Source organism: Micromonospora andamanensis, from assembly GCF_016863495.1.
In the GTDB taxonomy this organism is placed as follows: domain Bacteria; phylum Actinomycetota; class Actinomycetes; order Mycobacteriales; family Micromonosporaceae; genus Micromonospora; species Micromonospora andamanensis.
Map to the genome: position 1 here is coordinate 455,283 of NZ_BOOZ01000003.1, position 12,294 is coordinate 467,576.

10 protein-coding genes and 1 pseudogene are annotated in these 12,294 nt (G+C 71.0%); 6 read left to right on the top strand and 5 right to left on the bottom strand.

Going from position 1 to position 12,294, the window contains the following annotated elements:
* The first annotated feature begins 1 nt into the window (after position 1).
* The 4 genes and pseudogenes from Van01_RS04650 (at position 2) to thiC (ending at position 4,093) form a co-directional block, all read left to right on the top strand.
* The gene (locus Van01_RS04650) at positions 2–787 is read left to right on the top strand and encodes a thiazole synthase (protein WP_204000363.1); all 786 of its coding nucleotides are present in this window, start codon (positions 2–4) and stop codon (positions 785–787) included.
* 65 nt (positions 788–852) lie between these two features.
* Positions 853–1,524, top strand: a pseudogene (locus Van01_RS04655) (thiamine phosphate synthase); the annotation flags it as partial.
* Positions 1,525–1,697: 173 nt separating this feature from the next.
* The gene (thiD, locus tag Van01_RS04660; RefSeq protein ID WP_204000366.1) at positions 1,698–2,486 is read left to right on the top strand and encodes a bifunctional hydroxymethylpyrimidine kinase/phosphomethylpyrimidine kinase; all 789 of its coding nucleotides are present in this window, start codon (positions 1,698–1,700) and stop codon (positions 2,484–2,486) included.
* Positions 2,487–2,500: 14 nt separating this feature from the next.
* Positions 2,501–4,093, top strand: a complete 1,593-nt coding sequence (gene thiC, locus Van01_RS04665; protein ID WP_204000381.1) for a phosphomethylpyrimidine synthase ThiC — start codon at positions 2,501–2,503, stop codon at positions 4,091–4,093.
* A 104-nt stretch (positions 4,094–4,197) separates the two neighbouring features.
* Here thiC and Van01_RS33430 read toward each other — a convergent pair whose 3' ends face one another.
* The 4 genes from Van01_RS33430 to Van01_RS04685 form a co-directional block, all read right to left on the bottom strand.
* The gene (locus Van01_RS33430; RefSeq protein WP_275410248.1) at positions 4,198–6,261 is read right to left on the bottom strand and encodes a hypothetical protein; all 2,064 of its coding nucleotides are present in this window, start codon (positions 6,259–6,261) and stop codon (positions 4,198–4,200) included.
* Positions 6,262–6,339: 78 nt separating this feature from the next.
* Positions 6,340–6,669, bottom strand: coding sequence for a cupin domain-containing protein (locus Van01_RS04675; protein ID WP_204000385.1), 330 nt, complete (start codon positions 6,667–6,669; stop codon positions 6,340–6,342).
* On the bottom strand, positions 6,666–7,616 hold the full coding sequence (locus Van01_RS04680) for an LLM class F420-dependent oxidoreductase (RefSeq protein WP_204000637.1): 951 nt from the start codon (positions 7,614–7,616) through the stop codon (positions 6,666–6,668). The genes Van01_RS04675 and Van01_RS04680 overlap by 4 nt, the downstream gene beginning before the upstream one ends.
* A gap of 82 nt (positions 7,617–7,698) precedes the next feature.
* Positions 7,699–8,484 (bottom strand): ABC transporter ATP-binding protein, encoded by a 786-nt coding sequence (locus tag Van01_RS04685; RefSeq protein WP_204000387.1) that lies wholly within the window; start codon positions 8,482–8,484, stop codon positions 7,699–7,701.
* Positions 8,485–8,752: 268 nt separating this feature from the next.
* Here Van01_RS04685 and Van01_RS04690 point away from each other — a divergent pair, with 268 nt between their 5' ends.
* The gene (locus Van01_RS04690; RefSeq protein ID WP_204000413.1) at positions 8,753–9,778 is read left to right on the top strand and encodes an ABC transporter substrate-binding protein; all 1,026 of its coding nucleotides are present in this window, start codon (positions 8,753–8,755) and stop codon (positions 9,776–9,778) included.
* A 98-nt stretch (positions 9,779–9,876) separates the two neighbouring features.
* Entirely contained in the window at positions 9,877–10,737 is an 861-nt protein-coding gene (locus Van01_RS04695) for an ABC transporter permease (RefSeq protein ID WP_204000416.1), read from the top strand.
* A 15-nt stretch (positions 10,738–10,752) separates the two neighbouring features.
* Here Van01_RS04695 and Van01_RS04700 read toward each other — a convergent pair whose 3' ends face one another.
* Entirely contained in the window at positions 10,753–11,934 is a 1,182-nt protein-coding gene (locus Van01_RS04700) for an ABC transporter substrate-binding protein (RefSeq protein ID WP_204000420.1), read from the bottom strand.
* Positions 11,935–12,294 lie beyond the last annotated feature (360 nt).

Sequence of the window (12,294 nt, forward strand, 5' to 3'; positions counted from 1 at the left end):
GATGGCGAACGAGTCGACAGGCTTCGAGCTGGGCGGTGTGCGGTTCAACTCGCGGCTGATCCTCGGTACCGGCGGTGCGGCGAACCTGCACGTGCTGGAGCAGGCGATCCGGGCTTCCGGCACCGAGCTGGTCACCCTGGCGCTGCGTCGGGTGGAGACGGTGCCTGGCGGTTCAGGTGGCCTGCTGGACCTGCTCGACAGGTGTGGCGTGCGGCTGCTGCCGAACACCGCCGGCTGCTACACCGCGGGCGAGGCGGTGAAGGTGGCCCGGCTGGCCCGGGACGCGTTCGAGACCGACTGGGTCAAGCTTGAGGTGATCGGCGACGAGCGGACGCTGCTGCCCGACGGGGTGGAACTGCTGCGCGCCGCCGAGGAACTCGTCGACGACGGGTTCACCGTGCTGCCGTACACCTCCGACGACCCGGTGCTGGCGCGGCGGCTGGCCGACGTCGGTTGCGCTGCGGTGATGCCGGCCGGCGCGCCGATCGGCTCCGGCCTGGGGATCAACAATCCGCACCACATCCGACTCATCCGGCAGGACGTCGGCGTGCCGGTGATCCTGGACGCGGGTATCGGCACCGCCTCCGACGCGGCGCTCGCCATGGAGCTGGGCTGCGACGCGGTGCTGCTGGCCAGCGCGGTGACCCGGGCGGCGGACCCGGTGGCGATGGCCACCGCGATGCGGTACGCGATCGGGGCCGGCCGCCTCGCCCACGCCGCCGGTCGCATCCCCCGCCGCTTCCACGCCCTGCCCTCCACCCCCGACGAAGGCCGCCCCCACCTGTGACCACACAAACTGATTTCGTGGATCTTGGCCCGGGAGCGCCCCTCCAGGGGCCGGTCCGCACCAAGATCCAAGTGCCCTCGGGGGTCGTGGTGTTGACGGATCGGCGGGTGGCGCGGGGTGGGCTGGTTCGGGTGGTGGCGGCGGCCGTGGCCGGGGGAGTGCGCTGGGTGGTGCTGCGGGAGAAGGATCTGCCGCGTGCCGAACGCCTCGCCCTCGCCGTCGAGCTGCGGTCGATCCTGACCGAGGTCGGCGGAACCCTCATCGTCGCCGGCCCCGACCCGGTGCTGGATGACGATCCGGGCCGCTCGGTCACCGCCGAGCCCGGCTCCCGTACCTGGGCCGGTGGCACCGGAACGGGCAGCTTTCCGATCGCACTGCATTTGCCGGCGGCTGGCCCGTACCCACCGCCCCCGGCCGACCTGGTCGGCCGCTCCTGCCATGACGCGGCGGAACTACGCCGGCTCACCACCGAGGACTACGTGACCCTCTCGCCGGTCTTCCCCACCCGGACCAAGCCCGGCTACGGCCCACCCCTGCTCGCCGAGGGGCTGGCCGAGCTGATCCGGCTGAGCCCGGTACCCGCGCTGGCCCTCGGCGGCATCGAGACCCCCGCCCAGGTACACGCCTGCGTCCAGGCCGGAGCCTCCGGCGTGGCAGTCCTCGGCGCCATCATGCGCGCCAACGACCCACAACGGACAGCCACCACCCTCACCGCCGCCTTCCACGCCACGACCGCTCCGGAACCCGCCAAGAATCCGCCAAGCTGGCACGTTCCGGCGGGCGATGACCACGACGGGGCTGCGGCCGACCGTGCCCACGCAGGGATCAAGCCTGACCGCCCGGAGTGGGCACGGTCGGCCGCAGCCCCCAACCGCAACCACAAGACAACCCCAGACCAAGAGGACGTGCCGTGACCCCCACCACCGTGCTCACCGTCGCCGGTTCCGACTCCGGTGGCGGTGCCGGCATCCAGGCCGACCTGAAGGTCTTCGCCGCGCTGGGCGCGTACGGCACGAGCGTGCTCACGGCGGTCACCGCGCAGAACACCAGGGGTGTGGACGCGGTGCTGCCGCTGCCCCCGCAACTGGTCACCGACCAGCTCGACAGTGTGCTGTCGGACTTCGCGGTGCGGGCGGTCAAGACCGGGATGCTGGGTACCCCGGCTGTGGCGGCCGCGATCGCCGACGCGGCGGCGGCGGGCCGGCTGCCGCAACTGGTCGTCGACCCGGTGCTGGTGGCCACCAGCGGGCATCAGCTCGGTGTGGTGGAGGCGGTGGAGCGGTTGCTGCCGTACGCCCGGGTGGCGACCCCGAACAGCGCGGAGGCGGCGGCGCTCACCGGGGCGGCCGTGACCGACGTGGCGGAGATGACCACTGCGGCGCGGGCCCTGGCGGCCGGTGGACCGGAGTGGGTCATCGTCACCGGCGGCGACGTGGATGCCGGCGACGAGGCGGTGGACGTGCTGCACGGCCCGGAGGGGACGACGGTGCTGCGTGCCCCTCGGGTGCCGACCCGGCACACCCACGGCACCGGTTGTTCGTTCTCGGCGGCCGTGACGGTGCGGCTGGCGTTCGGCGATCAGGTGCCGGCGGCGGTTGGTGCCGCGAAGGAGTACGTGACCCGCGCGCTGACCGGCGCGCGGGACTGGGAGCTGGGCGCGGGACGCGGACCGATGGACCACTTCGGCTGGTCCGCCTGATCAGGGAGGCTGTCATGCAGGCACGTCGCAAGGTGTACGTCGAGGGATCCCGACCGGACATCCGGGTGCCGTTCGCGGAGGTGGAGCTGACCGGGGACAACCCGCCGGTACGGCTCTACGACACCTCCGGCCCGGGCTCCGATCCGGAGGTGGGGTTGTCGCCGTTGCGCGGACCGTGGATCGCGGAGCGGGGCGACGTGGCGCCGGTACGCGGTGCCGGGACCCCGCTGGCCGGCTCGGACGGCAAGCGGCCGACGCAGCTCGCGTACGCGCGGGCTGGTGTCGTCACGCCGGAGATGGAGTTCGTGGCGATCCGGGAGGGGATGGCACCGGAGTTCGTCCGGGACGAGATCGCGGCGGGGCGGGCCGTGCTGCCGCTCAACATCAACCACCCGGAATGTGAGCCGGCGATCATCGGCAAGGCGTTCCTGGTCAAGGTCAACGCCAACATCGGCACCTCGGCGGTGACCTCCTCGGTGGCCGAGGAGGTGGAGAAGCTGACCTGGGCCACCCGGTGGGGTGCGGACACCGTGATGGACCTGTCCACCGGCAAGCGGATCCACGAGACGCGCGAGGCGATCGTGCGCAACTCACCGGTGCCGATCGGCACGGTACCGATCTACCAGGCGCTGGAGAAGGTCGGCGGCGATCCGGTGAAGCTGAGCTGGGAGGTGTTCCGGGACACCGTGATCGAGCAGGCTGAGCAGGGCGTGGACTACATGACGGTGCACGCGGGGGTGCTGCTGCCGTACGTGCCGTTGGCGGTGGACCGGGTCACCGGCATCGTGTCGCGGGGCGGTTCCATCATGGCCGCCTGGTGCCTGGCGCATCACGAGGAGAACTTCCTCTACACCAACTTCCGGGAGCTGTGCGAGATCCTGGCCCGTTACGACGTGACGTTCTCCCTGGGCGACGGTCTGCGGCCCGGTTCGATCGCGGACGCCAACGACGAGGCGCAGTTCGCTGAGCTGCGTACCCTCGGCGAGTTGACGAAGATCGCCTGGGAGTACGACGTGCAGGTCATGATCGAGGGTCCGGGGCACGTGCCGATGCACAAGATCAAGGAGAACGTCGACCTCCAGCAGGAGTGGTGCCACGAGGCGCCGTTCTACACGCTCGGCCCGCTGACCACGGACATCGCGCCCGCGTACGACCACATCACCTCGGCCATCGGGGCCGCGATGATCGGTATGTTCGGCACCGCCATGCTCTGTTACGTCACGCCGAAGGAGCACCTCGGACTGCCGGACCGGGACGACGTGAAGGCCGGCGTGATCGCGTACAAGATCGCGGCGCACGCGGCCGACCTGGCGAAGGGCCATCCGGGGGCGCAGGCGTGGGACGACGCGTTGTCCAAGGCGAGGTTCGAGTTCCGCTGGGCCGACCAGTTCAACCTCTCGCTGGACCCGGAGACCGCGCGTTCCTACCACGACGCGACGCTGCCCGCCGAGCCGGCAAAGACCGCGCACTTCTGCTCGATGTGCGGGCCGAAATTCTGTTCGATGAAGATCACCCAGGATCTGAAGGAGTACGCCGCCCGCGGCATGCAGGACAAATCCGACGAGTTCGTCGCCTCCGGTGGGAAGGTCTACCTGCCGCTGGCCTGATCGCGTCGGGCCGGGGGACGAGGATGTCTTGAGCGCCCGTATGTCTGGGTGACATGATCATGTCACCCAGACGTGAGGTGCTCAACACTCACTGTGCTCCACCCTCAGCGCTTGTGGTGCCGTCCGGTCGAGCGCAGGGAGCGGCGGGGCTCCTTCGGCGGCGTCGGTTCGTCGTCGTCAAGTGGCCGGCTGAGCCCGGCGACCCAGTCCACGTACTCCTCGTCGTGGGCCGGCAGCGGCTCGTCCTGATCGGTCGCCGCACCCTCTCCGGAGCGGGACCTGCCCCGCCGGAACAGCCCGCGTCGGCCCTTCTCCGGCTCGCCGTCCGGCTGGACGTCCTCGGGCCGGACGGCAGGTGGTTTCGTGAAGGCGGCCGACAGGTCCCGGGCGGCGGCCGACGTCTCGATGGAGACTTCCGGGGTCTCCGGGAGAGTCGCCGCGATGCCGGCCGCGGTCGGCGCGTCGGACCCGGCCGTCGCCCGCCCGAGATCGGGCAACGCGAACTGCCGTGGCCGAGGTGTCGCCCCGGGCGACTCCGCCCCCACCGCGTCGGCCTCGGCACTACCGGCCGGTGCCGGCTCGATGACAGGTGTGTCCTGCGCCGCCGCTGTCCCGGGCGACGGAACGGCCTCCGGAGCCGGGACAGTGACCGGAGCTTCGGCTCCGGCCGGGGCCGACGCCGGGACTGCTGCGGGAGCCGAGGTCGGGGCTGGCGCCGGGGCCGGAACTCGGGTCGGGGCTTGGGCTGGGGTCCGGGGCGTGCGGGTGCGTCGAGGCGTCGGGGTCTTGCCGACGGGATCCGCCGACGCCTCCGTCTCCACGGTGGTGGGTGCCGTCCGGGGAAGGTCGCTGCCGTCACCCACCGGAGCCGGATCGGTCGCCCCGGGCTTGCCGTCGGCCTGGCCGACAGCACCGAGGCGTTCGCTGTCGTCTGAGCGCGCGTCGTCCCGAGGGCGCTCGCTGTCCTCGACCGGTGCGTCGATCGTCGGTGCGGCTGCCTGTCGTGGGGCTGCCTGCGGTGCTGCTGCCTGTGCTGCGGTTGCCTGTGGTGCGGGGACGGCGACGGCCTCGGTGCGGGCGCCCGCAGTGCTGGCGGTCGGCGTGGTCGTCACGGCGGACGGGTCGGTGTGCGCGATCGGCCAGTGCCAGTGCGGCGGTGAACCGTCAGCGGTGGCCGGGGCGTCAGCGGTGGCCGGGACGTCAGCCGAGGCACCGGCCGACGAGGGAAGCGCGGGGGTCGCGGGCAGCGGCTGGAGGATGGCGGTCGGCTCGATGGCGGTCCTGCTGGCGGGCGCGGCGGCTCGCTGGGTGAGCCAGCCGGTGGCCGTCCAGGGCAGCAGGGCAGCCGCAGCCGACCCGAGCGCGCCGACCACCACAGCGATAAGCGCCGCGTAGTAGGGGGTCAGCTGGTACCGATCGCCGGGGTCACCGGGACCGGCGGCCAGGTAGGCGAACGCCACCAGAACCGGTCCGGCGACCCCGCTGGGTCCGCTGACCAGCGGCGGATGCCCACGCCACCGGGCCACCGCCGCAGTCGTCGCACCGGCCAGCAGGGTCACCATCGGCAGCAGCAGCAGGGCCAGTTGCTGCGCGGTGCCGGCGGTGAGCCAGGCCGGTTCCAGCACGCCGAGGCGTACCGGGGTCAGTGGTCCGGTCGCCCCCAGCGACGGCAGCACCGAGAGCAACGCGAGCAGCCAGACCACCGCTGCGACAGCCGCCATGTTCCAGGCCAACGGGGGCCGGACCAGCACGGCCAGCGCGGCACCGGCGCCGACCACCGCGCCGAGACCGGCGCAGATGGCCACGGCCCAGACCGGATCGACCGAGATGAGTTCGGCGCTGCGGGCCGGCTGCATGCACAGCGGCGCCACGACCGTGGCACCCAGCGCGGCGCTGCCCGCGACGGCCAGTTGCCGGGCAGTGCCGGTGAGCTGCCCACCGGGCCGGGCCAGCCGTTCGGTGAGCACGGCACCGATGACTGCGGCGTTCGTGGCGAACCAGCCGGCCCAGACGAGCTGTGCCGGCCACTGGTTGATGCTCGCGCCGGTGAAGGTGCCGGTGAGCCGGACGATCCCGAAGCCGAAGGCGAGGCCGAGCTGACCGGCACCGGCCAGCAGGCTCACGCCGAAGGCGGTGAACAGTAGTCGGCTCGATGTCCGATGGGCCATGACCGGCACGTTACGGTCCGTTTCCACCAATCGCCACCGGCACGCCGTGGACGGACGTATGACCTGCTCGCGGCGGGTCTACTTGAGCTCGACCAGCCGGGCCAGGTATGTCGTGTCGCCGACGTTCGTGAGCATGTGCACCGCACCCGGATCGCGGTAGACCACCCCGCCTGTCGGCTCGTCGGCGTCGATCCGCACGCCGTCGACGGTCTGGATGAGGTTCTTCGCGCCCTGAACGGCCACCACGAGGTAGGGGTGGTCGTGCCGGTGCAGCGGCTGGCGTTCACCGGGCGCCAACCGGATGTGCCAGACCCGGACCCGGTCGTTCTCGAAGACGATCTCCTGCCCCACCGGGCCGAGCGCCTGTGCGGGGTCGAGCGTGGAGACCTCGGGCGGCGTCTCGGTCATCGGGTTCCGTCCAGTCGGGGGAGCACCTCGGCGGCGATTAGCTCCAGGTGGTCCAGGTCGGTGAGTTCGATCAGGCGGAGGTGCACCCGGGTGGCGCCGATCGCCGCGAACTCGCCGATCCGGTCGACAAGTTGCTGTGGTGAGCCGACCACCGGGTCCTCGGGCGGCAGGGCGCTCTTGACGTGCAGCGGCGCCGCTCGCCGACGGGCCTCGCTGTCGGTACGGCCGATCGCCACCACGATCCCGGCCGAGAGGGTCAACGGCTTGCGCCCGGTGCCGGGGCGGTCGACCCGGTGACACGCCTCCTGCACCCGTTCGTACGCCTCGCGCGCCTGCTCGACGCTTGTGAACGGGACGTTGAACTCGTCGGCGTACCGGGCGGCGAGTTCCGGGGTGCGCTTCGGGCCCCGCCCACCGACGATCACCGGTGGGCCCGGCGTCTGCACCGGTCTGGGCAGGGCCGGACAGTCGGTGAGCCGGTAGTGGTCACCGTCGTAGCTGAAGGTCCCGCCGGACGGGGTGCGCCACAGGCCGGTGATCACGTCGAGCTGCTCGGCGAGCCTGTCGAAACGTTCGCTGGTGCTGGGGAACGGGATGCCGTACGAGACGTGCTCCCGGGCGTACCAGCCGGCGCCGATGCCCAGCTCGACCCGGCCGCCGCTCATCTGGTCGACCTGGGCCACCATCACCGCCAGCGGGCCGGGCAGCCGGAAGGTCGCCGAGGTGACGAGCGTGCCCAACCGGATCCGGCTGGTCTCCCGGGCGAGCGCCGCCAGGGTCAGCCAGGCGTCGGTCGGCCCGGGTGGGGCCGGTTCGTCGCCCATCGCCTGGTAGTGGTCGGCCCGGAGGAAGGCGTCGAAACCGCCCTGTTCGGCGAGCCGGGCGAAGCGGAGCTGATCGTCGTAGGTGGCGCCCCGGTGCGGCTCGGTGAAGACGGCAACCCGCATGCTCACCACGCCACCTCGCTGCGCTCGGCGCCGCGATGAGGCACCATCGCACTGAGCCGAATGATTCGCTCGCCCTGCTCGCTCATCGTCCCTCCGCAACGGCTTCCGCCGGCTGGTCGCGTTCCATAAGCAGTTCGTGCAGGTCGGCACTGACCCGGGCGACGTCCGCCAGGTGCGCGTTGCGACCCAGGGTGCGCGGGCGGGGAATCGTCACCTCGACGACCTTGCGGACGCGGCCGGGGCGGGGGCTGAGCACCACCACCCGGTCGGCGAGCAGCACCGCCTCGTCGATGGAGTGGGTGACGAAGACGACAGTTGCGCCGTTGCGCATGTGTACCCGCTGGAGTTCGCCGGCGAGTTCCTCACGGGTGAGCGCGTCGAGCGCGGAGAAGGGTTCGTCCATCAGCATCACCCGGGGGTCGCCGATCAGCGACCGGCACAGCGAGACCCGCTGCTGCATGCCACCGGACAGCTCGTGTGGCAGCCGCTTCTCGAAGCCGGACAACCCGGCCACGTCGAGCAGGTCCCGGGCCCGGTCACGGTGCTGAGCCCGCTTCCAGCCGAAGATCTCCACCGGCAGCAGGACGTTGTCCAGGACGGTGCGCCAGGGGAGCAGGGCCGGCCGCTGGAACAGCATGGCGATGTCCCGGCGTGGGCCGGTGACCGGCTTGCCGGCGACGGTGACCTCGCCGGAGGTGACCGGGATCAGGCCGGAGATCAGCCGCAGCAGGGTGGACTTGCCGCACCCGGAGCGGCCGAGGACCGCGACGAACTCACCCTCGGCGACGTCGAGGTCGATGCCCCGCAACGCCTCGACCCGGCCGGCGCGGCCGTCGAAGGTGCGGGACACCTCGGAGAGTCGGATCATCGCCGACGGGCCTCCCCTGAGTGGAAAGTCAGGAACTGGCAAAGGCTATCGGCCTCGGTCCCGTATCGCACCGTCCGGGGTGGACATCACTTTGTTTCCGTTCCGCAACCCGGTACGCCTGGCGTCGCAACTGTGTGGTTCTCGTACGCTGTGCCCGCGAGAGTCCCCCTCGATACGCGGTGTCGGCTTGCATCCGGCTGCCGGTGCCGCCCCCGACAACTCCCTCCCGGCGGCCCGACGCCCCGGTTGGAAAGGACAAGGTGCACTGATGAGAAGGCTGACCCGCACGGTCGCCGCGGCCACGATGGCCACCGCCCTCGCCCTGGTCTCCGCGTGCAGCAGCGGCTCGGATGACGCGGACGGCAGCGACGTCGGCTCGTCGCTGGAGAAGGTGACCTACCTCACCTCGTTCGGCAACTTCGGGCGCGACTCCTACGCCTGGGTGGCCAAGGAGAAGGGCTACTTCAAGGAGGCCGGCTTCGACGTCGAGATCAAGCCCGGGCAGGGCACCGGTGCCGTGATCCAGACCGTCGTCGGCGGTCAGGCCCAGTTCGGCCCGATCGACCTGACCGGTGGCCTGCTCCAGCTCGGCAACGGTGACGCCAAGGACTTCGTCGCGGTCGCCGCCATCCAGCAGCGCACCATGGCGGCCATCGCCACCGTCGACGGCACGGGCATCACCACCCCGAAGGACCTGGAGGGCAAGACTCTCGCCGACACTCCCGGCTCGGTGGTCCGCAACCTCTTCCCGACGTACGCGCGGATGGCCGGCATCGACTACACCAAGGTGAAGTGGGTCAACGGCGAGGCGCAGACCCTGATGGGCACGCTGGCCTCCGGATCGGTGGACGGCATCGGCCAGTTCGTGGTCGGCCAGCCGACCATCGAGGCGGTGACCAAGAAGAGGGCGGTCCTGCTGCCGTACAGCAACGTGATGCAGGACCTCTACGGCAACGTGCTGATCACCTCGAAGCAGTACGCCAGCGAGAAGCCGGAGCAGGTCAAGCGGTTCAGCGAGGCGCTGCTCAAGGGCCTGGAGTACGCCCTGGCGAACCCGCAGGAGGCGGCCGAGATCCTGGCCAAGAACGCCGAGGCGGTCGTGCCCGCGGCAGCCGCCGCCGAGTTGCAGCTGATGGCCGGGTACGTCCGCTCCAGCAACTCCGGCACCGCGCTGGGCACGCTGGACAGCGGCCGGGTCGCCAAGAGCATCGCGATCCTGCGCGGTGCCGGCGCCCTGAAGTCGGACCTCACCCCCGACCAGATCATCGACTTCAACCTGGCACCGAAGGCCTGAGGTCGCCCGGTATCACCGCACGGAGTACGCCGCACCGCATCGGCGGTGCGGCGTACTCCGCTCCCCGACACGAAGGCGCCGAACCGCAGGAGGATCCGATGACCTACGTCCGACCACGGGAGCCGGAGGCGACGCTCGCACCCGAGCAGTCCCCGGCCGCACCGGGTGGCCGACGGTGGCGAGCGGGCGACCTGCGCTCCGGTACGACGGCGGCGTTGCTCCCGGTCGCCGGGCTGCTCGTCGCGCTCGGCCTCTGGTGGCTGGTGGCCCGGCTGGAGCTGATCCACCCGGCTGCCCTGCCGCCGCCCGGCGACGTGCTCGCGGCTTTCTCCGACCGACCGGCCCGGCTGCTGGAGCACACCGTCGCCACCACCGGCGAGATCCTGATCGGGTTCGCGCTCTCCGCGGTGGCCGGGGTGCTGATCGGCCTGGCGCTGGCCGCCTCCCGGACCGTCGAGCGGATGTTCACCCCGCTGCTTGTCGCGGTCAACGCGGTCCCGAAGATCACTCTGGGCCCACTGCTGGTGGTGGCGCTCGGTTGGGGCCAGAAGCCGATCCTCACAATGGTCTTCCTGCTCTGCTTCTTCCCGATCGTGCTGTCCACCGCCACCGGCCTGACCACCACCCCGGCCGAACTGGCCGAACTGGTGCGTTCCTGGAACGCCTCCCGTTGGCAGGCGTTCCGCAAGGTTCGCTTCCCGGCCGCGCTTCCGCAGATCTTCGTGGGCCTGAAGGTCGCCATGCCACTGGCCGCGATCGGTGCCGTGATCGGCGAGTTCCAGGCCGGCGAGGGTGGCCTCGGCTACGTGATCCAGCAGTACGCCGGCATCGGCGACACCGCCACCGCGTGGGCCGCGATCATCCTCGTCGCCCTGGTCAGCATCCTGCTCTACGCCGCGCTTGTCGTCATCGAGCGGCGCAGCCTGCCCTGGCTGCGGGAAACCACGTCCAGCCGCTGAGCCGGCCGGTCCGGCTCAGCCTGCCAGACGCCACCTGCCGTTGCGGGCGATCAGGGTCGTCAGCGCCTGCGGCATCAGTCCGGAGTGGTTGTCGGGCGTCATCCGGATCGGGCCGGACAGGCCGTCCATCTGGGACGTCTCCAGCACGTCGCGGAGGCGGTTCCGGTCGACCTCGCCGACGGGTCCGCCGGCCCGCAGCTCCGCGTCGGCGATCAGCTGGATCGCGTCAGCGGCGAACGAGGCGGAGCCGTGGTATCCACCGAAGCGGGCCGTGTAGTCCTGGAACCACTGACGGCGTGCGGCCTTCGCGGGGGTGGTCGCGATCACGTCGTCGATCACCATCGTCTGGGTGAAGACCAGGGTGGCCCGTTCCGCGGACCTGGCGGCCGGCCCGAGGAAGAGGTCGCCCGCAGCCGAGGCGTCCAGGAACAGGGCGCCTGTGTAGTCGGCCCGCTTGACCGCGCTGGAGGCGAGCATCGCCTGCTCCGGCGGGGTCCAGATGACCAGCGCGTCGGGGTCGGCCGAGGCCAGTCGGCCGGCCTGCCCGTCCAGCTCCGTGTCGGTGCCACGGACGGTCGCCTCGGCCAGCACCTGAATGCCGACCTTGCTGAACTCGCGGCGCAGGGCGGTGGCACCCTCCTGGCCGTACGCGTCGTCGCTGCGCAGGAGACCGACCGTGTCGACGTTGCGGCGACGCAGTTCGACGGTGAGCGCCCCCGCGTTGTCGTCGGCGTTGGGGGCCAGTTTGAACATGTAGCGACGTTCCGCGACCGGGTTCACCACAGCGCCGGCCGCGGCGAGCGCGACGGTCGGGATCTGGTTCTCATTCACCGTGCGCACCGCGCCGACAGCGCATTCGTTGCAGCCGCCCATGATGATGGCGGTGACCCGCTTATCGTTGCTGAAGTCGACGATGTTCCGCAGCGACTCACTGGCGTCGGATCGGTTGTCCTTCAACAATAGTTCGACAGTGCGGCCGTTGAGCGCGCCGGAGGCGTTCAACTGATCGCGCTTCAGTTCCAGGGCCTGCCGGTACGCCTTGCCGACCCCGGCCGCAGCCCCGGAGAGTTCCAGGTCGGCGGCGATCACGATCGGGCTCGTGTCCTGCTCGTCCCCGCCGAACTGACAGCCGACGAGGGTGGTGGCGAGCACTGTCGACACGAGCGCCGTGGCGGTCGCGGAGCGGAAGGGGGTCAACTCTGTCCTCCTGATGCGGCACGGGCGGGGCCCGGTCACCGGCGGCGCGTCCGTCCTCTGTGGATAATGAGACGGCGCTGCCGTACCGTGTGCGCGAAGCCTGCAAAACCTTGCCAATGCCGGGCGCTGCGGTCAAGCGAGTCAGCGATGACGTTTCGGGACACCGATCCCACATGTTGGTGTAACCAAATGTTTTCAAATGCTCACTGTGGCGACACGTATGGCCACTCTGGAGTTACATGCCCTGTTCAGGGGCGCTGTGGAAATGTAGGTATTAGTTGACCGGATCACGGGTTGCGTGCCGTCCGACCGTTTCCTGCCCTCCTGCGGCTTCCCAAACACGATCTCGTCTGATGAAAT

Excerpts from the sequence above, each read along its gene's own strand:
- Van01_RS04650 (WP_204000363.1), top strand. The coding sequence starts at position 2 with ATGGCGAACGAGTCGACAGGCTTCGAGCTGGGCGGTGTGCGGTTCAAC.
- thiC (WP_204000381.1), top strand. The coding sequence starts at position 2,501 with ATGCAGGCACGTCGCAAGGTGTACGTCGAGGGATCCCGACCGGACATC.
- Van01_RS33430 (WP_275410248.1), bottom strand. The coding sequence starts at position 6,261 with ATGGCCCATCGGACATCGAGCCGACTACTGTTCACCGCCTTCGGCGTG.
- Van01_RS04675 (WP_204000385.1), bottom strand. The coding sequence starts at position 6,669 with ATGACCGAGACGCCGCCCGAGGTCTCCACGCTCGACCCCGCACAGGCG.
- Van01_RS04680 (WP_204000637.1), bottom strand. The coding sequence starts at position 7,616 with ATGCGGGTTGCCGTCTTCACCGAGCCGCACCGGGGCGCCACCTACGAC.
- Van01_RS04685 (WP_204000387.1), bottom strand. The coding sequence starts at position 8,484 with ATGATCCGACTCTCCGAGGTGTCCCGCACCTTCGACGGCCGCGCCGGC.
- Van01_RS04690 (WP_204000413.1), top strand. The coding sequence starts at position 8,753 with ATGAGAAGGCTGACCCGCACGGTCGCCGCGGCCACGATGGCCACCGCC.
- Van01_RS04695 (WP_204000416.1), top strand. The coding sequence starts at position 9,877 with ATGACCTACGTCCGACCACGGGAGCCGGAGGCGACGCTCGCACCCGAG.